Raw genomic sequence first — 20,787 nt, 5'->3', positions numbered from 1 at the left:
GTTTAAAAACCGAAATCGAGGGAGCTGCCCGTCTCGGCGATGGACTTGATGTTGCTTAGAATCATCCACCAGAACTTCTCGGTTTTCAGGAACAAAGGGTTGCTGTCGGTCCATTGATCATTGATGAGGTGCAGCTTGGTGCACGATCCCACCGGCTCTAACCGAATCGTCACCCGGCTCTGCATCGTCTCGTGTTCGGCGAAGTGGGAGGGACCGGGATGGTCGGTGTAGCTGAGTACCCGGTATTTTTCATAGGCCAAAATTTCTCCGTAAATGTGCACCGTGTTTTCCCCGTCAGGCCCAGGGCCGACGAACCGGATCGGGTCGCCTGCCTGCAGATTCGATTGAATGACGCCTCCCATAAATGCGCGGGACGATTTCTCAGGGTTGAACAGCACGTCCCAAACCTCTTCGGGGCTGGCTCCAATGTAGAAGGTGTACTCTAACTGCATGTCGAATCCTCCTTGAAACAAAAATATTTACGTTGTATACATGTAACGTACCATTTCCGTCCTTCAGGTTTCTTGTAAAAACGCGCCATTAGGGGGAATTCGATGCGCCATCAGGTGAACCCTAACCGAGGGATATTGCATTTTGACTCGGCACAAACGAACGTCAGAATTACACGTCATCTGCCATCAGAACAGCTTCGGCATTTGATCCAGCATTACTGGTTCGTCGAATGGAATTTAGAGGGGCAGCCGCCGTATACGCAGGAGGTATTGCAGCATCCCGGGGTCAACATCGTGTTTGAACAAGGAAGTTCGTACGTCTGCGGAATCGAAAGCAGGAAAGCCGCTTATACGCTGCAGGGAAAGGGGATGATTGTAGGAATTCTTTATCGGCCAGGGGCCTTTTACGGTTATACGTCAGAGCCTATGTCGGAGCTGGTGGACCGTAAAATGGGTATCTCCAGGTATTTTCCGTTTGATGCGGAAGCTGCAGAGAAGAGGATATTTGCATCGAACCGTCTGGAAGAGAAGGTTGCCTTTATTGAAGGACTGCTGTCCGGTAACATTCCGGAGCCGGATGACAAAGTGGACGAGCTGAACAAGATCGTCAGGGCGATCATGGAGGATCGTTCTTTGACCAGCGTAGATTTGTTGGTGAACCGGTTCAACGCATCCAAACGCACGCTGCAGCGCTTGTTTAGACAGTACTTAGGCGTAAGCCCCAAATGGGTCATTCAGAGATACCGCATGCACGAGGCCAGCGACGCGATTGAAAATGGAGCTGATATCACGACGGTAGCCTTGGAGCTCGGTTATTTTGACCAAGCGCATTTCAGCAAAGATTTTAAGGCGATCGTAGGGGCGTCTCCTCATGCCTACCGGCGGGGGGATTAAGGTAGTCTATTTTATTTAAAGATTTTGAAATATCATTGAACAGGTTGTTCAGCCTGCAAACGTAAAGGGCCGGCAAGACGTTGTCTTGACCGGCGTTTTTGTAGATATATGAAAGTATGCGCTTCGGTGGCTTGGAATTTTATTGCATGAAGTCAGCAAAATCGGGAATGCTCGGTCCCACTCCATCAGATCCATGTTCACAACATCCAAATCCTTCTGAAGATTGGTTAAGCCTACATTATTGAACAGCACCGTAAATGTGCCAAAGTGCTTGACGGTAAACTCGACAGCTTCCCGGATCGAGCTCTCGTCGCCTGCATCGAGGAACAGGCCGTAGGCTTCTCCGCCTTGTGCGTTGATCTCAGCAGCTGCCTGCTGCGCTCCTTCCGCATTAAAATCCGCAATCACCACTTTGGCTCCCTCTTTAGCCAACAGTCTTGCGGAGGACAACCCAATTCCTGAAGCACCTCCCGTTACAAGGGCAACTTTTCCTTCTACTCTTGCCATATGAAATGAACACCCGCCTTTTTGTTTAGAACATTAATATTTATACATCTAAATAGTGTCAAAGTTTATTGGGGCAGGCAAGTTTAGGGCGTCCGCAGGGCTGGAAAGTCATGACTAATTATTAAAATTTAGTAAATCAGTTTTTGGTTTGCTCTGTTAACATGATTCGTAGACGACCGGAAAGGGGCTTTAGGATTGAAAAAGGGAATAGGATTTGTTGCATGGTTTTTGTCTGCTGCTTTTGTGTTTTCAGGATGCGCTTCGGACAAGCCGGCGAGCGGTTCACAAGGCGTCAAACAGTCCGCTACTCCTTCGATGGACAAAGAGCAAGGGCCATCTAAGCTGCTCAGCGCTTCTGAAAATGGAGAGGTAAAGCTTTTTGAAACAAAAGATGGAGTCATTGTAGACGTTAACGGCAGCCAAAAGAAATTCGATTGGAAAATACTTAAAGGTGTTTCTAATCCACAGGTGTCTTATGTTGATCTGACAGGTGATGGTAAAGAAGAAGCGGTCATCATTCTGATAACGGGATATGGTACTGAATTAGATACGAATGAAGCCCATATTTTAAACGGGAAAAACCTTGCGGAAATAAAGATACAACGTATGGAGGAGATTTTTGCGGATTTAGAAACCGAAGTTAGCCAAAAGGGCGATGAACTGCTAGTGAAGGCTAAGGCTCAAGGGAAAGAATACAAATTCAGTAAAAAAGTCAGTGAGTTAGCGTTAATGCATAATTCAGATGGTCAATATGAAAACAAACTTTGCTTTGGTAATGTAATTCTAAACAATGTGAAGGATCAGAAACTGACAGTTGATATAGTCGGATCTGTTAGACCCATTGATGGCGTGCTTCCAGACTACGTATGCACTGTTCATGTAACGTATAAATATGATCAAGCCCTAAATGAGTTTGCTGCAGATCAAATACAAATTACCTCTGATCAATAAAGAAGAAGCTGGCCCCAATTGGTCAGCTTCTTCTTGGCGTCGTACTTTACATAAAGGTTATTTCTATAGTGCAGCTATTAAATTGCCCTGAACGCATCCATTAATAATAGCGTCGCTTTGCCCAAGAGGTGTTTATCTTTATAAACGATGCCTAGCGGAACGATAGGGTGGATGTCGGAAAATGGACGGATGACCAAAGAACCCTCCAGTTCGAGTCCGCTGTACATCGGAACGACCCCCACGCTGGATGCTTCCTTAAGCATTTGCTGAATGACAAAGAAACTTCCTACCTCCATACAAGAGAAAGGATGGGGTTCCGTTTGGCTCACCGCCCTCTCCCAAAGCTTCCGATAGATACAAGTCGGTTCTTTAACCAGAACCGTATGTCCCGCGAGGTCGCTTACCGCAATCTCATCCCGTTTGGCAAGCGGATGATCCACATGCATCATCACCCCGAGTTGATCCTCGAACAGCGGTTCAAAATCCAGCATGAATTTCGCCGAGGGAACCGAGCATATCCCAAAGTCCAGTTCGCCGGACCGAACCCTGTCCGCAATCGGCTGGCTGCCGCTCACTTCCATCGTTAACTGCACTTTCGGATACAGCCTGCAAAAATCGGCCACGACCGCCGCCAATCTTTGGCTTGCGATGGGTTCGATCGCGGCGAAACGAACGGTCCCGCCTTCTCCCGAAGCGATTTCGGAAACGGTCTGCCTTATGGATTGGACGGACTTCAGCAAAGTCCCGGCTTCTTGATGAAGCCATCGGCCAGCCTCGGAGACGATCACACGTTTGCCATCCCGAATAAATAAAGAAACACCCAGATCAGCCTCCAAACGCTGGATCTGAAGGGTTACCGTAGAAGGTGCATATTGGAGCTCCTCGGCAGCTCTCTGGAAGTGGCCGAGACGTACGCACGCTTCGAACGTTTTTAAGGCTCGCAAATCCATCTTCGTCCCCTCCTCAGTTTAAGATAATTAAACAATTCATTCATATAATTCAATTTTACAAAATAATCGCGCTCTTTTAAACTAATTTCAAACCAATCAATGGAAGGAAAATCAAATGATGGACCAAAAATCGGCATGGAACGGGATCACTTTGTGGGCATCGCTGTTATTTGTCGTGATCCTCGGTTTTTCCCGGCTCTCTTACGGCATGTTTCTGCCGGGAATTCAGCGGGAAATCGGGGGGAGCTACAGTCAATTGGGTATGTTGGGGACGGTCAATTTTATCGGTTACTTGGCGGGGACCTTGTGCCTGCCTCCATTGATCTCGCGGTTTCCGGACCGGAAGCATGCCATCAATCGAACGACATGCTTTTTGCTCGGGTTGGCCATGATCGGCTCGGCATTCAGTGATCATTTGGCCCAACTCGGTTTATGGCGTTTTGCCATAGGATGTCTATCAGCTCTCGCCACGGTGCTGGTCTTGTCTATTGCAATGGACGCCGTTCGGCCGGCTGAGCAGGGATCGGCTTCGGGCTTGATTTGGCTGGGCGGCTCCGCCGGCATTCTGCTCACGGGTTTATCCGCACCCTTTACGATTGACCCGTCACATTTGCAGGGGTGGAGGTATGCTTGGGCAGCCATGGGCGTATTTGGCATCGCGGGGGCGTTCGGTTTTGCGGTGGTCACGAGCAAGCGGAGACAGGGAAATTCATCGTCCCAGGCAGAAGTGAAAAATCCGGATCAACAACGCGTCACAATATTCCGGCTTCTATTCAGCCCCGAGAAGCTCTTGTTTTTAATCGGTTCTTATTTTTTCTTTGGTGCGGGATACATTATTTATTTCACGTATCTGATCCCTTATCTGGTAAGCAGGGGCATACCGGCCCTCTTCGCCGGATTAATCTGGTCCGGTATCGGCTTGGCGGGCATGTTTAACGGCTGGGTCGGCGGCAGGGCTATCGACCGGTGGCCGAGCGGGTATACGCTGGCGGCGGGGCTGTCCTTGGGAACCGTCGGGGTGCTCGGCATAACGACCGGGAATTTGTTCTTTACCGCACTAGGAGCAGTGATGATCGGACTTGTTTCTTTTATTACTCCGCCGCTGATGACGACTTCGCTGCTTCGGCGCCACGTTCCACATCGTGCCTATGCAGCCTGCCTCAGCATCGCTACCGCCTTTTTCGCGGCAGGACAAATGATAGGACCCATCGTCGGCGGGGTAGGAGTGCAGCAGTACGGTTTGCAATTCGGCGCGGCGTCAGGCGCGATCTTTATGGGAATATCCGCCGGGTTGGCGGGCTTGTATGGACAGAAGCAGCGAAAAACGATAACACGCGACCTGCATCTTGGCGCTTGAATCGTATAAATAGGAGGGAACAGTACAATGACGGAGCATACTCCATTGGCACAAAGGAAGTATTTTAAATCGGGAAATCTTCAGCTGTCCTATCTTGATTTTGGCGGAGACAGTAGGCAGGTGCTGGTGATGCTGCATGGGTACATGGCCAATGCAAGGACCTTCTCGGAGCTGGCGGCCCGATTCAAGGATTGGCGGGTGATTGCTCTGGACCAGCGGGGACATGGATGGAGCGACCATCCTCCCGGACAGGAATACGCTAGGGAAGATTACGTAATGGATATTTGGAATCTGGTCCAGTCGGAGCTCGGGGGACAGTCGGTTACGATTTTGGGGCATTCTTTGGGTGGATTAAATGCTTATCAATTCGCGGCCCGCTATCCTGAACTGGTGAGCTCTTTGATCGTGGAGGATATCGGCGCGGAGATTAACGCAGACTTTTCCTTTGCTGCCAAGCTTCCGTTCCGGTCGCCTTCCTTGAAGCAGCTGAGGGAATCGCTTGCAGACGCAGGACTCCGGGCGATCGACTACTTTGCCGAAAGCGTGCTGGAGGATGAACGGGGCTGGGGCTTCCGAACGGATTTGAAAAGGCTGCAGGTATCCGTTCCCCAATCCAACGGGGTGTGGTGGGACGATTGGCTGCGCTCAAGCTGCCCGATCCTCCTGATTCATGGCGGCAGGAGCTTCATCATGGATACCGAACAGGCGAGACGTATGCAGGCAAGAAGACCGGGCACCAAGCTTGTCGTTTTCGAACAATGCGGTCACGGTGTCCACTCCGATGATTTACACGGTTATGCTCAAGCGGTGAACGACTTTCTGGCTGACCCGTATGGCACCTGAAAAAGAGCCGGCATCCAAACACAAGAAGGTTAACCTTAGGAGCGCTTCTTGCGCTTTAAGATTAACCTTATTTTTTGTTACTTGGTTACAACACCCAAACTCTTGTACCGAACGTTGATTCACGGTAAAGCAGAATTAATATAACCGTTCTTCGCCGGTTACCGGATTTTTGAATGCGGACTTGATGTCGCTGCGGCTGAGTTCTCCGGCAAATTCGGTGTCCGGGGCTTCCGAACCCTTGTTACGGTTTGCTTTGGCTGCTTGTTCCTTCGCTTCGGCTTCGTTGGCTAAGTGGTTATCCTTTTCCATTTCGTTTCGATGCCTCCCTTGTCTAACATCCATTTATCATTAGGATGCAACTTCCAGTCTGCGTCTATGCATCCCTGCACGGATATTAAACGGCTATATTTTTTCTTTCCCTATCCCCCTAAAGGCCAATGAACTATGATCAGAATAGCGAAAATTCAGGAAGCGAATCGGGAGGGAAAAGATGTTCGAATCGATTTACGATCAATTGAACCGATGGGGGAAGGACGACACGTTTTTCGTGCGCATCATTGAGCGGATCAAGCCTGACGGAATAGCTGATTTAGGCTGCGGAACCGGAAGGCTGACGCTACATTTGGCGAGTAAAGGTTATCACGTGACCGGTTTGGATCCCGACGAGGCGTCGATTCGGATTGCCAAGCAGAAGGACACCGAGAACGCCGTGCTATGGGAGGTTGGAACGTCCGAGAAACTGGGGGCGGAGCAGTTTGATGTAGTGATGATGACGTCCAACGTGGCACAGGTTTTTGTGACGGACGCGGAATGGACAGCCACGCTGCACAACATTTTTCAATCCTTGAGGCCGGGAGGGTATCTTCTGTTCGACACCAGAAATCCTCTCGCACGCGCTTGGGAACGCTGGACCAAGGAACACTCTCTTAGTGAAGTCGTGGATCCGGCAACGAAGGCGAACATCAGAACCTGGCATGAGACGACCTCGGTTTATCTGCCCCTGGTGACGTACGATACTTTTTATGAAAATTTGGATACCCATGAAGTTTGGAGCGAAGACGACACGCTGATTTTTAGGGAGAGGGAGACGCTCAGGCAGGATCTGCTTGCTGCAGGCTTTCAGCAGGTGAATATATACGGAGACTGGGAATTCCAGCAGGCGGGGCTCCATGCCAAATCCTTTATCTTTGCTGCTAAAAAGTAAAAAGAAACAGAATAGCCGCATGGTTTCTGCAATGAAACAGCCTGTCGGCCTAAGCCGGCAGGCTGTTCTGCTAACGTGCGAGATTCATGAGAACGACGAGGGTTAGATGCTGAACCGCCCCGGATTTTACGAAAAAGCTGCTTACTCTGCGGTTTCGTCCAAGTCTTCCGTATAGGCCAAAATGCCGCGCTTGAAATAAAGCAGCTTTTCATCCGTAGTCGATGCCATGAGATTGGTAATCAGGAGTTCGACGCTTTCTTTATACTGCTGGCCGTTGTACAGCGCCATGGCCAGAAAAACCTGGAGTGCCCGGTTGTCAGGGAACTCCTGAACGCCCCTGCGGAGCGTTGCGATCGCCTTCTCATATTGGCCCCAGTACCGGTATGTGCTCCCCAGACCGAGCAGACAGCGCTCCAGATCGTTACCGGAAAGGCCGAGCTGCAGGGCGCGTTCGTAGTAGGGGATGGCTTCTTTCCCCAATCCCGAGTTGTCATGGGCGATTGCGGTCTGGTAGTTCACCTGCGCATCATTCGGATCTTCGTTCAGCAGTTCCAACAGCCGGGCGCGCACATCGGCCAGAAGCTCTTGATCCTGGTTGGCCCGTCCCTGTTCGCGAAGAGCAATTAATTGCTGCAGTTGGTCTTTTGGCACGTTGCTTCACTCCTCTTTTTCCACATGAAGGAATTTTAACACAGCATCTGAAGGGCGTCTATTTGAAGTCTGGTTAAAATGGTATGATGACGAATAGAAACCTTGCTCTTTGGGTTAGAGAGGGTGAAATGATGCGAGTAATTACTTTATGCGGGTCTACTAAATTCAAAAGGCAGTTTGAACAGGTCAACGCTTATTTAACACTTAAAGGAAATATTGTGATAGGCCTGAGAATTACGATATTCCCCTTTTCCTTCTCACGGCGTCCCCCTTACGGGGGATTTTCTATTATACAAAATCGTTTTATAGTATTAAAATACAGCTCAAAACAATCAATAAGTATGCAAAGGAGGGGTATCATGAATACGCGCTGGAACCCATGCCTTAGAGGAGAAAACCATGGGGGATTAACATGACGTTAATCTATCGGCGCTAGAATGAGAGGCAGCATCCGCATGGATTTGATCGCATCGTTATAGCCCGGGGGCTTATGCCGTCAGCAGATCAACACGTTGATTCTAGCGATTTTATTATTTGGGAGGAAATATCCTGATGAGTTTAAAAGGGAAATCGATATCGATTCTATCGGCGGCTGCCCTGCTGGGCGCCCTGGTGCCGCATGTATCCGCAGATGCGTCCCTGTCCGACATTTCAAACAGTCATGCCAAAGACGCGATAAATGAGCTTGTCAGCAAAGGAATCATCCATGGAACAGGCGATGGAAAATTCAATCCGGCTAGCGGTATCCAGCGGCAGGATTTTGCGATCATCATGGCCAGAGCGCTCCAATTGGATCTTAGCCATCCGCCGGTAACGCCGACCTTCAAAGACGTACCGAAAGAAAACTATGCCTATGCTGCCGTGGAAGCGGCGTTCAAGGCAGGATTGATCAAAGGCATGGGGAACGGGATTTTCGGAGCGGGCCAAAACCTCACCCGCGAGCAAATGGCAGTGATTTTCGTGAACGCCCTAGGCGTCAACCCTGCAGGAAAAGGTAGTAATTTAACGTTCTCCGACGCTGCATCCATCTCCGCATGGGCCAGAGATGCCGTCGCCGCTGCCGTTGAATTGGGACTCATTCATGGATACCCCGATGGGACCTTCAATCCCGGAAATCAGGCGACCCGCCAGGACGCAGCCCTGGTGACGGTCCAGTTTCTGAACGACAAGGCAAAGGCTGACGAAGGCAGCACCCAGCCGCCCAAGGTACCGCCCGCAACGCCAACGTCGCCCACAACACCAACACCAAAACCAACACCGACTCCGACTCCGATTCCGTCGACGCCATCTTCCGGCGGGGACGCTCCCTCCGATGGAGGAGGAGAAACTCCTCACCAGAATCCGGATCAAGCCGCTGCAGAACAGGTAAAAGCCGAAATCGCAGCATTGCCTGCAAAAGCAAATATCAAGTTATCCGACAAACCGGCCGTCGTCCAAGCCCGCGCACACTATGATGCGTTAACAGATGCACAAAAAGCCTTGGTAGGCAATATCGCCAAGTTGACGGAGGCTGAACAAACGATTGCCGAACTGGAAACCCAAGCAGCGCTGGATGAGCAGGCCGCAGCGCCGGTCCGAGCCGAAATCGCGGCATTGCCGGCGAAAGCGGATATCAAGCCGACCGATGAACTGGCTGTAACGGCAGCCCGCGCCCATTACGATGGTTTAACGGATAGCCAAAAGAAGCGGGTAGGCGATATCGGCAAACTGACGGACGCCGAGGACATGATCAGGGATTTGAAAATCGTGGCCGCGGCCAAAGGGAATTTGCAGGTCGTTTACAACGGCGTTGCGGAGAAGATCGAGCTGCCAAGCTCCCAAGACGGCGCGATAATTACTTGGATCCTGAAAAACACGGATCAATCAACGATCGTGGATATAACGACCGGCAGCGTTCAGCGCGAAGGATTGAACGAAAATACGGACGTCGTCCTCGTCGCGACCATCGCCGCAGGAGCTGCTTCGGATACGAAAGAGATTAGTATTCGCGTGAAAGCTATCAAGGACGAACCAGAGGTGATCACGAGCAAAACCATCGCCGATTTTGACTTTTCCACCATCTATGCAACGCAAGCCCGAGGGGAGAGCTTCAAGGTTCGCACGACCGACTTCCAAAGCGAGCCCAAACATTTTACGATCAGCGACGGGACGATAACGATCCCTGTCGATTTGACATGGAATATCCCCCAAGGGGAGTTTACTGTAGGGCAAGTCGTTGGCTCGGCCGTCGACAGTTTTATTCAGGATTACTGCAATGCGCATGGAATCGACCTGGGGAAGCGAACTTTGGGTGCCGTCGGATTCGGGGATACGTTCTCGATCTTTGCATTCAGTACCGGCTCGGAGTCTTCCGTTACGTTAGGCGGATCTGACTGGCAATATTTCTTTCCACAGAGCCAATATAACGGAACCGATATCGACCATAGCAAGAATCGAACGTTTAACGTGAGCGATGGGGAGCATACGGCCGTCGTAACGTTAGATTGGCAGTATGCCACCATGGATGACTTGGTTGGAGCCATTAATCGCCAGCTGCAAGGTGCATCCGTATCTGCCGTAGCAGAAAAGGTAAACGACAATCAGTTCAGACTGGTTGCCAATTCGACGGACATTCAGCTAAACGTTTCCGGCGTGGATAAAAATCAGTTTTTCGAGGAATAAGCATGCAAAGCCCGTATCTACCGGCAGGTGGTTCGGGCTTTTTTCAGTACGCCCATGCCGATCAGACTAAGTAAAAGGCCCGCAAGAGATGGAAATCGCTTGATAAAAGCCATTCCACTCGGTGTCGGTGCCTAGTAAATGCCATCTTGGAGCCTGGGAGCGCTATGATGTGCCTCCAGCCTAACTGTCATGCGAATTCTGCCCTATGTTGGCGTTAAAGTAATCGACGAGCCAATTCGTCAATTGCTGCTGGGAGCCGCTAATAAATCGATCCGCATAGTACATCAGATCGAGATGACGCACCGGCGTCGGTCCGGTAATTGGGATCGATGCAATTTCGGGCCGCTCCGGATTTTGTCTGAGCAATCCAGCCGGTTGGATCGTCGCGCCTACCCTGGCTGATACGAGTTGCAGCAGCGAAGTGGCTGAACTGGCCTCCATCACCGTCGTTAATTCGAAGCCCTCTTGTCTGCATACGTCATCAACCAGATCGCGGCCGAGATACCCTTTTGGATACATTACTAAGGCATGCTCCTTCAGTTCCTCCAGCGTGATCTCCTTTCTATTGGCGAGCTCGCTTGCCGAATTTACGAATAGATGATAGGGTTCGCATCCAAGCGGAATTTGGGTCAGCCTTTTATCGACCGGCCCGCGCAATCCAATGCCGAGATCTACTTTATGATTAAGCACTTCGTCCTGGACGAAGATCGTTGAGAAGGCCTGCAGCTGGATGTCAGGATAGGTGGATTTGAACTGGACAAACAGCGGAACGAGCTGAAAATCCAGGTCAGAAGGCAGCACGGCCAGCCGAACGGTGCCTTGTTTGCCGGACTGGAGCTCCTTGATGGCATTTTTGGCATCCCGTTCCGCCTGCAGCATTTTCGTTCCATACTCCCGCAGAAGCCTACCGGCTTCCGTCGGAACCACCTTCTTGCCGATGCGGTCGAAGAGCGGTATGCCGAACTCCGCTTCAAGGATGCGAATCTGCTGGCTTAGTGTGGGCTGGGAGATACCTAGCTCATCGGCGGCTTTTGTAAAATGAAGATGCTCATATACGGCCATAAAGTACTGTACATTTCGAGTGTCCATGCAAGGTCTCCTGATTTTAATAGTATTTTACTATCATAATAATATAAATTATAGGATTGAACAATGAAAGGTGGTTCCATATACTGAATGTACATAAAGCAGATGGGTGGAGGAAATCGATGAGAAAGTTCTATTTATTATTAGCTATATTTATCGCGGCGTTGAACCTGAGGCCGATTCTTACGTCTGTTGCCCCTTTGCTCGGTACCATACAGAGCGATTTGGGAATGAGTGGGTTGACCGCAAGTCTGCTCACGACGCTGCCTGTATTATGTATGGGGATTTTTGCTCCTGCAGCGACGGCGCTGAGTGATCGGCTGGGGCTGGAACGCACGATTGTCATCGCTTTGCTGCTCATTACAGGAGGCACTGCTTTGCGAGGAATCGTCGGCTCCGTCACGATCCTGGTGGTTACTGCGCTGGTAGGCGGGATCGGGATCAGTTTGGCAGGGCCTCTATTGTCCGGTTTTATTAAAAAATATTTCCCGACGAAGCCCGGCATCGTCAGCATCTACTCCGCATCAATGACTGTGGGGGCAGCATTAGCATCCGCCTTCTCCATTCCGATATACGACCGGAGTCATCACAGCTTAACGTTGACCTTGTCATGCTGGGCTATTTTGGGTGTTATTGCCCTCTTGATCTGGTCGGCATTTCTCCGGAACAAGGCCGAGCGGAAGAGATTGGTTCGTTCCAGGCTGCCCATCCGTAATAAAAGAGCGATATTATTAACGTTATTTTTCGGTTTTATGGCAAGCATGTTCTATTCCATTACCGCATGGATTTCACCGATTGCCCACAGCTTCGGGTACAGTCCGTCGAGCTCGGCGGTGTTCCTTACCGTGTTTACGATTATCCAAGTTCCTGTATCCTTAATCGTTCCGGGTCTGGTGTCCCGCTTTGGCAAAAGAAGATTGTTTCTGGTTTTGTGCAGCGTGTTTGAGTTGATCGGCATTGTAATGTTATTGTTCCACCGGCCGATACTGCCGGCTATCATCTGTTTGGGAATTGGGGCAGGCGGATTATTCCCGCTGGCGCTGATGCTGCCGATTGTTGAGACGAACACTTCGGAGGAAGCGGGGGCATGGGCCGCGATGTCTCAGTGTGGAGGTTATATTATCGGCGCATTCGGTCCGCTGCTGGTGGGAACGATCCATGATTACAGTGGAAGCTTTCATGCTGCGCTTCTCGCGATGCTCGTAATCATCGTGGCGATGATCGGGGTGCAGCTGCTGATCGCAGGCAAAAAGGCTGAGGAGGGTGTAGGTTCTTAAAGGCTATTAGGGAGATTGACTGGGAAGATAGAACCGGCCTCGCGCCGGTTCTTCTTTTAATATTGGTAATAGAACCTCAGCTTACCGCTAATGGACAGGATACTTTAATCATAGTCATTTTCTACCGTACCTTTCCCTATTTCTTCGAGTAATATAGTTGTAGTTCTTGCAGCGTTTGAATGATCAAACCGATAAGATTAAAGGGGAACTCGCATTAGTTAGCTCCATTAAACTGCGAAATGCCCAGCCGTGGAAAGAGGGGTATATTTGAGCCAATTATCGCCAGAGACGGTCATCCGTAATTTTCAACATGCAGACATGCCTTTACTGGGTGATCTGTACCAATCGGTAACAGCCAAAGGAAATGCCGTCTTTTGGTGGGTCGGAGATGAAGACAATTGGAATAACGTGTATTGTGCATTTGAAAAGGGGAAAATGGTCGCAAAGGGTCAAGTGAGCATTATAAACGTTGTGCCTCCGGGTCGCTCCAAGGAGAACCGTCATTCCATTTATATGAATCTTAAAACCATTCCGGAAAGAAACAATGACATGGATCTGCTTGAAAAAGTCTATTTGTATCTCCTGGCCAGAGCCCATCAATTAAAAGAGACTTTGTCTGAAGAATACGGAACGATGCTTTGTGTGGGGAACGATTCATCAGAAACCGCAAACAATCAGTTTTTTATCCAAAAAGGATACCTTCATCTGAATAGTCTATACCGTATGAATCGAAACCTAGCTGAACCCATTCCTGAGTTAGAGCTTCAAGATGGGTATCAGTTTGCGTATTGGCAGATGGAGACACCTTCCGAGGAGCAACAATATTTGGACGTAGAAGCTGAAATCTGGCCAGATACGCCGCTGGGACTGAATAGACTTTCCGAATATAAGAAAAATCATATTTGGACGTCTATGGTCATACGCCAGTCGGACATTATTGTTGGTGGGTTGATGACATGGCAGGAGGAAGACCATGGCGTGATTGAGGACGTATTTGTCCGTGAACCGTGGAGGAATCGTGGTTTTGCCAAATATTTGCTTACGCAAGGCTTGAGATATCTCGGCACTAATCAGTTAAGCGAAGCTTATCTCATGCTATTAACCACGAACCGATCTGCCCTATCGCTGTATGAATCTGTCGGTTTTTATGCGGACCGGGAAGAAGTAAGGTACTTCACTCCATTGAATTAGGCAAAAAAGAGGGCTTGCTAGCCCTCTTTTTAAAAATTTAGCTGCTGTTATTCCCCCGACTTAAAATCCTCCCTCAAAAGCCCCATCACGATGGTGTCGACGTACTGTCCATCAATATAGGAATGCTCGCGCAGCCTTCCCTCAATAACGAAGCCGCACTTCTCGTAGGCGCGGATAGCCCTTGGGTTTCCGCCCCATGTTTCGAGTTGAACACGTCTTAAGTTCATCGTCTGGAACACATACCGGATCAGCGCTTTCAAGGCATCCGATCCCCAGCCTTGCCCCCAGAAGTCCTTGTTTCCAATACCGATGCCGACGGTGCAGCGGCGGGAGACGATGTTCACGTCCCGGTACTCAATGAAACCGATATGCTCGGGTTGTTCGCCGCACGTGTAAATGGAGAATCGTCCTTTTTCCCGCTTATCCAGTTCCAGGATTTCCTTTCTGTATGCATCCTCCAAATATTCCAGTGGAACATGGCTGAACAAGAACAGGGCCGAACCCGCTTCCAGCTTGGCTGTTTCCTCATCGTTCCTCCATGCGTATGCCCGTCTGTAATCATCCAGAGAGACGGGGCGCAGTTCGACCTTTTCACCAGTAATCAATGGGATCTACCTCCATAACCGTTTTTGATCGTCGCAATCTTGATGAATTGATTATTACAGAAAGGGGAGCGAGGGACAAATGCTCTTGAATGGCTGTACGGATGAATTGCCTGTTTACCCTTAACATTAATAATGGAAATTGGTAGGATAAGGGATGGGGATTGGATAAGATAGAAAACTTATAGAAGGAGCGATGACAAAACATGAAGAAGATCATCCCAAGCATTATTTTTGCATTCATTCTTGCGATCGCATCGTCGCCTGCTTATGCAGCGAACCATCCCATCCAAATTGACGGCGTCGCGGTGGCGTCCGATGTGAAGCCGGAGACGAAAAACAAGCGTACGATGGTGCCTTTGCGCGTAGTCAGCGAAAATTTGGGGGCCAAGGTCGATTGGTCGAATTCGAAAGTGACGCTTACCAAAAGCAGCATGAAAGTGACGCTGCAAACGAACAGCACGGCGGCTGTAAAAAATGGTGAAGCGGTGCAACTGGATGTCAAGCCGTATATCAAGAACAATCGCGTGATGGTTCCGCTCCGCTTTATTGCCGAAACGTTCGGCTGTAAAGTGAATTACAGCAATTCGAAGGTTACGGTCGAAACCGCGCCACTCGTCATTCACAACGTGAAAGTAAAAGCACTGCAGTATGAATACCACATGACGATGGGGGGCGTCGTTCAGCAGGTTAATGGAAATGCGTATAACGCAGCCATTTATGACGCTTTTGTACGGAACAAAGGCGCCAAAGTCGATGCCCCAGCCAGTTACTCGTGGATGGCAAACATTGATGTGCCCGGGTCGTATCAAAAAAATGCTCAGTATGATTTTCTGGATGAGAAGGGGAGCAGCGTGCAGCGGTTTGATGTTTATTCTCTCGTTCGCGCATTTCCCGATGAGCTGTTGACCGGCTACCCGGAAGTTCTCCTGTATGATGCTAACGAGGACCAATGGTACCTGTTCAGCGGAGCGGCAAGAGACTCCATCCAATCGTTGGTGGATGCGGCCGGAAAGAACGGATTTCTGAAGGTAATCAGCAATACGGTTGCATAAACAGAGGCAAGCATAGGGCCATCCTGCAAAGGGTGGCTTTTTTGCGTGATCACTTCCTCCGACAATTATTAAGTTTTATGAACGATATTTAATTCCCAAGGGTGCTTCTTACGAAAGTACTGCCTATGTGAAAAAACGGAAGTGTACGCTGCAGGCTGAACCGCTTTAGACTATTTTTGAAAGCGCTTTATTCATTGGCGAAAGGTTCTGACTGCTTTCACAGCATTCAAAGCATGGGCAAAAGTCGAGGTCATCTTGCGCCAAAAGGAGGTGGGGAAGTCTCCCGGGACGGGGAGGATGTGTGTACGATACCTAGACAGGAGGTTATTCAATTTGATGCGTAAAAGATGGAAAGCAAAGCTCGCGGTGCTTAGAGCCATTCCCGCCATCGTGCTGGCTGCCGGTACGGTTCCGTTCGGAACACAGCCGGCCAGCGCAGCCGCGGAGAAATTCCCGACCTTCGTTCAGCACGCTGTCCCCAGTCTCACTTCAGGTACGGCCGATATCGCCGGCACCGCGTTTGTGGATCAGGACGGGGAGTTTCACTGGATGTATTCCGTCTCCAACTATGAGCAGGCGGACAACGGGGGATCCTGGATCAAGTACAACACCAGCACAGACCTGGGCAAGCTGAACACGAATTGGGGCACCCCTGTGACTTATAATTCTTACTGGAACCGGCCGGGGACGATTAATTACAAAATCGACGAAACGAACGGCATTCCGACGCCTTATCAGGATGATCACAACGACGGCATCGGCATTTGGGTCGATCCGGATACCGGTTACTGGTACTCGCTCACCAATGATGAGTATCAATTTAATCCATTTGCTACCGGGAACCCGACGAATAACCAGCGAATCGCCACGGGCGTGCACAACAACCGCGTTCTCTCCATGTACTCGACCGATAAAGGCAAAACATGGAACCTGATCGGACAGGTGGCGACCTCGCCGTGGAACGACAGTGACGAAGCGGTCACCGCGAACGGTTTTCCGGGGAAGACCTGGTCGTACGGGGTGGCCGGGACGCGCTTCTTCGTCGATAACGTTAACGGCTATTTTTACGTTTTATACAACAACCATATTAATTGGAAAACGGGCTACAGCAATGTCCTCACCTACTTCCACCTCGCCCGCTCGCCAATCAGCGCAAAGATGGCCGAAGGCTCGTGGGACGTATGGTACAACGGCACGTGGACGCGCTCTGCCCTGAAAGGGTACGCCGGTTGGATCGGAAGTCCGATGGGCGCAGGCAACGATCATAACCTCACAGTCAACTATACGCCAGAGACGGATGACCTGAGGCTGACCGGCATCGGGATGGATAACTCTTCGCTCGATATCGGCTATACGAAAGTGCCGAGCAGCGGTGATTTCACTTTCAAAGACCCGGCAGGCAGCACATATACGGCGAATACGGTGAGCGGAACGATCACCGGTCCTGGCGGCAGCGTTCCTTCGGTGACGTACTCTGATCCCGCACTGGATGCAACGGTAACGGTCTATGTCGAGAGCGGCGCGGTATGGATCAAGCAGGAGAACAACGCTACCGGCTATGTGACCTCGGTCAAAGTCAGCGCAGGCAATCCGATCTTTAAAGATACCGTGACGGAACGGCTTTTTGTTCCGGTCAATACGCAGTACGAGAACGCCTTTTCGTATAACGTGTACAGCGGCAAATACCGCTCTGTCGGCTACGACGGCTACGTCTATGAGACCGATGATCTCGGCAAGCCGGACACCTTCCGCCTCGTCGGCAAGCTGCCTGCCACGGTGGGGAGCTATATGTCCCAGATCGATTCCGGAAGCCTAACGAACCAACAAGTCAGCGGCTACTCGTTCCGGGCGATCTCCGACTTGTCCGGCAAGCAGATCAGTTATTCCCTGCCCGAACCCGATGCCGGCCATGCCTACTATTCTTCTTATAATCCGCCGAAGGATAACGATGGAACGGATATCTCCCCGCTGTCCGCATACACGGTCTCTGTCGGAGGCAGCGACCTTAAGGACGGCGCGGCGAGCCAGTGGCAGTTCGTTCCCGTACCTGACGAATTCGACCCGTCGAAGAACAGCGGCTTCTACCGATTGCAAAATGTGGAGACCGGAAATTATCTGAAGGTATCCGGATCGACGCCGGCGCAGACACGGGCGATGGGCGCAGCAGTCACCACGGGGCTTGCGGATCCGAATGCCGATCCGAACGGCAACGGCGGAAACGGCGCTGCAGCCGGAAGCGATCAGTGGTATCTTCTTCCGGTCGGCAACGCGAAGGCGGCTGACCTATCCCCGGATTCTTCGGTTCCGGATATCGAGGCCGCAACGAATACGAGCGTAGCCGGGATCACCAAGTACAGGCTGGTCAACCGGGCCAGCGACCGTGCTGTTGAATTCGTGTCGGGTCAAGCGTCCATCCAGGGGATCAAGTTCGATGCCTCCAATGCTCAGGTGCTGACGATTACGCCGACGACTGCAGGATTGGCTGCACCGACCGGGTTGACCGCCAAGGCAGCGGGCCAATCCCAAATCGACGTCACCTGGAACGATGCTAATGGGGCAGCAAGCTATGATCTGTTCGTGGATGGCGCGCTGATCAGCGGAGTAAGCAGCCCATACAAGCATACGGGGCTTGATGCGAGCTCGACGCATACGTATCAAGTAAGAGCCCGCAGCAGCTCGGGATCGAGCCTGTGGAGCCTGCCGGTCCAAGCCACGACGACGTCGGGGGTCATCTCGGAAGGCAAGACGGCAACGGCAAGCTCATTCCAAACGGGGAACAATATCGAGTACGCGAATGACGGCAAAGCCGGCACGCGCTGGGCGGCCGTCACGAATTCCTACCCGCAGTGGTGGAAAGTCGACCTTGGCGACATCATGCATATCACGAAACTCGAGAGCTACTGGTACAACAGCGCAACCTACCCGAGATACTACCAATACAAAATTGAAGGCAGCAATGACGATGTCACGTACACGGCCCTCCTGGACAGAACGGACAATAAAACGCAGAGCTTGACGACGGATACCCTCGATGCGGCGTACCGCTATCTCCGCGTAACGGTGACGGGATCCAACTACAGCGGAGGAAGTGCTTCCAGCTACGAATTCAAGGTGCATGGAGAACCTGTTCATGACGATACCGTCCCTGCGCCTCCAGCCAACCTGACGGCTAAGGCGGCAGGCGACAGCGCGATTGAATTGAACTGGAACGCGGTAGAGCAGGCGGAAGGGTACAGCGTCTACCGGTCCGAAAAGGCCGACGGCGAATTTGTCAAACTTAACGACGAGGTACTGTCTAGTACGACGCATACCGACACCGGCCTGTCGGCTTCGAAGGAATATTTCTACATCGTCAAAGCCGTCAACGCAGCCGGTGAATCCGCTCCATCGGATGTGGTGTCCGTGAAGACGGATCAGCCGCACGTTACCGGCATCAACGTAACACCGGAACAAGTAGAGTTGAAGGAAGGCGAAACCGCACAGCTCACTGCGGTCGTTACACCGGAGGATGCGGGAGATACGACCATCAAGTGGACATCGAGCGACACCGGCATAGCGGAAGTGAGCGACACAGGTAAGGTAACGGCCAAAAGTCCGGGGACTGCGGTAATCACGGCTGCAGCCGCCGGCGGCGAATATACCGCGACCGCCCGCATTACTGTACTGGATACGACCTCGCCGACCGTCGTGCTGGATGAACCGGGGAAATTGACGGGCAATCACTACAATGTGGAAAAGGGAACGCTGCGCGTTACGGGTACAATCAGCGAGCCCGGCATCGTTCTCGTGAATGGAGTACAGGCTGACGTGAAGGATGACCTGACGTTCAGCGCGGATATTGACCTTCAGCCGGGCATGAACCGGATCGAAGTCACGGCATCGGATCGGGCGGGCAATACGGCCGAGCCTGTCGGCTATAACGTAGTGCCCTCTAAGTAATGATGTGAGGCAGCCGCTTTCGGTCACTGCTTGGCATCCCGCAACGCTAAAACTGCATACGTGAGTATGATGTTCGTCTCAAAAAATAAAAATCCTGAACCTTGCCGGTTCAGGATTTTTATATTCGCGGGACAAGTTGAGCGTTATTTCTTACCCTCCGCTAAGCTTATGAAATGTCAAAATGAATGCCTGTTCGTTCTTCGCCAACGCTCCACAGACGTTCAGCGGCTTTCGCATCAACAGCGCTTGGATGCACGCCGGCAATGCCGATCTGATCCTCATCAATGAGCGGAGAGACGTCGACGTTCTCACAGTATACGCCTCCCATACCGTCCAGCTGACGGCTCGCCGCGCACCAAACGATGGTGGCTGCCCCTTCCTGAACGGTCTTCCGTTCACTATCGTATTCGGTATATTGCCGTTGCCCCTGCTCGTTGATCGCGCCCATGGTCATCAGTTCGTCATCCGACAGATGCCGGGCTAACGAGGTGACAATCGAACCCGGGTGCACCGAAAATGCCCGGACACCATGGGCATGTGCTCTCCGGTCCAGCTCCACCGCGAATAGGGCATCCGCCGTTTTGGACTGCCCATAGGCAGACCATTTGTCATAGCTGCGCTCCTTGTAGTGGATGTCTTCGAACACTATCGGACTGAACTGGTGAGCCCGGGAAGATACCACGACCACGCGCGCTCCACCGGCCATCCGGAGTGCCGGCCAGAGCCGCGCCGTCAGCTGAAAAGGGCCCAAGTAGTTCGTGGAAAAGTGAAGCTCGTTGCCCCGGCTGTCATACTGCTGGGGTACGGCCATAATTCCGGCGCTGTGGACCAGCATATGAATCGGCCGCCCGGAACGGATAAACCGCTCCGCAAACAAATCGATGGACTGCGGGTCGGTTAAATCCAGAAGCTCCGCCTCTGCGCCTGGGATAAAGGCAATGGCAGCTTGAGCAGCTGTAAGGGATCGGGCCGGGACAATGACCTTGGCACCCACTTCCGCGAGCACTTTTGCCGTTTCCAAACCCAGTCCGGAATGACCGCCGGTAATGACCGCCGTTTGTCCGGTCAAATCGGCTTGTCCGAGTGCTTCAATGGCTGTAGTCCGGGGTCCAAATCCGGACCCGATCGGTGTTTGGGGAGTTTTCTGCATGATCTGATCTTCCTTTC

General features: G+C 51.4%; 17 protein-coding genes and 1 pseudogene. 10 read left to right on the top strand and 8 right to left on the bottom strand.

Features of this window, described 5'->3' with window-relative positions; translation table 11 throughout:
* Positions 1 to 2 precede the first annotated feature (2 nt).
* Positions 3 to 452, bottom strand: a complete 450-nt coding sequence (locus ABIE48_RS26330) for an SRPBCC domain-containing protein (protein ID WP_145141074.1) — start codon at positions 450 to 452, stop codon at positions 3 to 5.
* Positions 453 to 554: 102 nt separating this feature from the next.
* Here ABIE48_RS26330 and ABIE48_RS26325 point away from each other — a divergent pair, with 102 nt between their 5' ends.
* On the top strand, positions 555 to 1,346 hold the full coding sequence (locus tag ABIE48_RS26325; protein WP_192717065.1) for an AraC family transcriptional regulator: 792 nt from the start codon (positions 555 to 557) through the stop codon (positions 1,344 to 1,346).
* A gap of 147 nt (positions 1,347 to 1,493) precedes the next feature.
* Here ABIE48_RS26325 and ABIE48_RS26320 read toward each other — a convergent pair.
* Positions 1,494 to 1,853: pseudogene (locus tag ABIE48_RS26320) on the bottom strand (SDR family NAD(P)-dependent oxidoreductase); the annotation flags it as partial.
* A gap of 195 nt (positions 1,854 to 2,048) precedes the next feature.
* On the opposite strand from ABIE48_RS26320, the gene ABIE48_RS26315 reads away from it, so the two are divergent.
* Positions 2,049 to 2,804 (top strand): hypothetical protein, encoded by a 756-nt coding sequence (locus ABIE48_RS26315; RefSeq protein WP_192717063.1) that lies wholly within the window; start codon positions 2,049 to 2,051, stop codon positions 2,802 to 2,804.
* Positions 2,805 to 2,881: 77 nt separating this feature from the next.
* On the opposite strand, the gene ABIE48_RS26310 is transcribed toward ABIE48_RS26315, so the two are convergent.
* Positions 2,882 to 3,754 carry a LysR family transcriptional regulator gene (locus ABIE48_RS26310; RefSeq protein ID WP_192717062.1) on the bottom strand — a complete coding sequence of 291 codons (873 nt, stop codon included), beginning with the start codon at positions 3,752 to 3,754 and terminating at the stop codon, positions 2,882 to 2,884.
* 118 nt (positions 3,755 to 3,872) lie between these two features.
* On the opposite strand from ABIE48_RS26310, the gene ABIE48_RS26305 reads away from it, so the two are divergent.
* Both ABIE48_RS26305 and ABIE48_RS26300 read left to right on the top strand, forming a co-directional pair.
* Entirely contained in the window at positions 3,873 to 5,111 is a 1,239-nt protein-coding gene (locus tag ABIE48_RS26305; protein ID WP_192717218.1) for a YbfB/YjiJ family MFS transporter, read from the top strand.
* 27 nt (positions 5,112 to 5,138) lie between these two features.
* The gene (locus tag ABIE48_RS26300) at positions 5,139 to 5,954 is read left to right on the top strand and encodes an alpha/beta fold hydrolase (RefSeq protein WP_192717061.1); all 816 of its coding nucleotides are present in this window, start codon (positions 5,139 to 5,141) and stop codon (positions 5,952 to 5,954) included.
* A 135-nt stretch (positions 5,955 to 6,089) separates the two neighbouring features.
* On the opposite strand, the gene ABIE48_RS26295 is transcribed toward ABIE48_RS26300, so the two are convergent.
* The gene (locus ABIE48_RS26295) at positions 6,090 to 6,263 is read right to left on the bottom strand and encodes a hypothetical protein (protein WP_186326145.1); all 174 of its coding nucleotides are present in this window, start codon (positions 6,261 to 6,263) and stop codon (positions 6,090 to 6,092) included.
* Positions 6,264 to 6,444: 181 nt separating this feature from the next.
* Between ABIE48_RS26295 and ABIE48_RS26290 the strand changes: the two genes are divergently transcribed.
* On the top strand, positions 6,445 to 7,158 hold the full coding sequence (locus tag ABIE48_RS26290; protein ID WP_192717060.1) for a class I SAM-dependent methyltransferase: 714 nt from the start codon (positions 6,445 to 6,447) through the stop codon (positions 7,156 to 7,158).
* Positions 7,159 to 7,299: 141 nt separating this feature from the next.
* On the opposite strand, the gene ABIE48_RS26285 is transcribed toward ABIE48_RS26290, so the two are convergent.
* The gene (locus ABIE48_RS26285) at positions 7,300 to 7,809 is read right to left on the bottom strand and encodes a tetratricopeptide repeat protein (protein ID WP_192717059.1); all 510 of its coding nucleotides are present in this window, start codon (positions 7,807 to 7,809) and stop codon (positions 7,300 to 7,302) included.
* Between the two features lie 552 nt (positions 7,810 to 8,361).
* Here ABIE48_RS26285 and ABIE48_RS26280 point away from each other — a divergent pair.
* Positions 8,362 to 10,470 carry an S-layer homology domain-containing protein gene (locus ABIE48_RS26280; protein WP_192717058.1) on the top strand — a complete coding sequence of 703 codons (2,109 nt, stop codon included), beginning with the start codon at positions 8,362 to 8,364 and terminating at the stop codon, positions 10,468 to 10,470.
* Positions 10,471 to 10,650: 180 nt separating this feature from the next.
* On the opposite strand, the gene ABIE48_RS26275 is transcribed toward ABIE48_RS26280, so the two are convergent.
* A complete protein-coding gene (locus ABIE48_RS26275; protein WP_192717057.1) occupies positions 10,651 to 11,559 on the bottom strand; it encodes a LysR family transcriptional regulator in 909 nt (302 codons plus the stop codon).
* A 119-nt stretch (positions 11,560 to 11,678) separates the two neighbouring features.
* Here ABIE48_RS26275 and ABIE48_RS26270 point away from each other — a divergent pair, with 119 nt between their 5' ends.
* Both ABIE48_RS26270 and ABIE48_RS26265 read left to right on the top strand, forming a co-directional pair.
* The gene (locus tag ABIE48_RS26270; protein ID WP_192717056.1) at positions 11,679 to 12,833 is read left to right on the top strand and encodes an MFS transporter; all 1,155 of its coding nucleotides are present in this window, start codon (positions 11,679 to 11,681) and stop codon (positions 12,831 to 12,833) included.
* Between the two features lie 267 nt (positions 12,834 to 13,100).
* Positions 13,101 to 14,024, top strand: a complete 924-nt coding sequence (locus ABIE48_RS26265) for a GNAT family N-acetyltransferase (protein WP_354519945.1) — start codon at positions 13,101 to 13,103, stop codon at positions 14,022 to 14,024.
* Positions 14,025 to 14,071: 47 nt separating this feature from the next.
* Here ABIE48_RS26265 and ABIE48_RS26260 read toward each other — a convergent pair whose 3' ends face one another.
* Positions 14,072 to 14,629 (bottom strand): GNAT family N-acetyltransferase, encoded by a 558-nt coding sequence (locus ABIE48_RS26260; RefSeq protein WP_192717055.1) that lies wholly within the window; start codon positions 14,627 to 14,629, stop codon positions 14,072 to 14,074.
* Positions 14,630 to 14,832: 203 nt separating this feature from the next.
* On the opposite strand from ABIE48_RS26260, the gene ABIE48_RS26255 reads away from it, so the two are divergent.
* Positions 14,833 to 15,681 (top strand): stalk domain-containing protein, encoded by an 849-nt coding sequence (locus tag ABIE48_RS26255; protein WP_192717054.1) that lies wholly within the window; start codon positions 14,833 to 14,835, stop codon positions 15,679 to 15,681.
* Positions 15,682 to 16,017: 336 nt separating this feature from the next.
* Positions 16,018 to 19,620 (top strand): discoidin domain-containing protein, encoded by a 3,603-nt coding sequence (locus ABIE48_RS26250; RefSeq protein WP_192717053.1) that lies wholly within the window; start codon positions 16,018 to 16,020, stop codon positions 19,618 to 19,620.
* 166 nt (positions 19,621 to 19,786) lie between these two features.
* On the opposite strand, the gene ABIE48_RS26245 is transcribed toward ABIE48_RS26250, so the two are convergent.
* Entirely contained in the window at positions 19,787 to 20,770 is a 984-nt protein-coding gene (locus ABIE48_RS26245) for an SDR family NAD(P)-dependent oxidoreductase (RefSeq protein WP_192717052.1), read from the bottom strand.
* Positions 20,771 to 20,787 lie beyond the last annotated feature (17 nt).

Source organism: Paenibacillus sp. OAE614 (assembly GCF_040546645.1).
Lineage (GTDB): Bacteria > Bacillota > Bacilli > Paenibacillales > Paenibacillaceae > Paenibacillus_AQ > Paenibacillus_AQ favisporus.
This window is presented reverse-complemented; position numbering and strand designations above follow the sequence as displayed.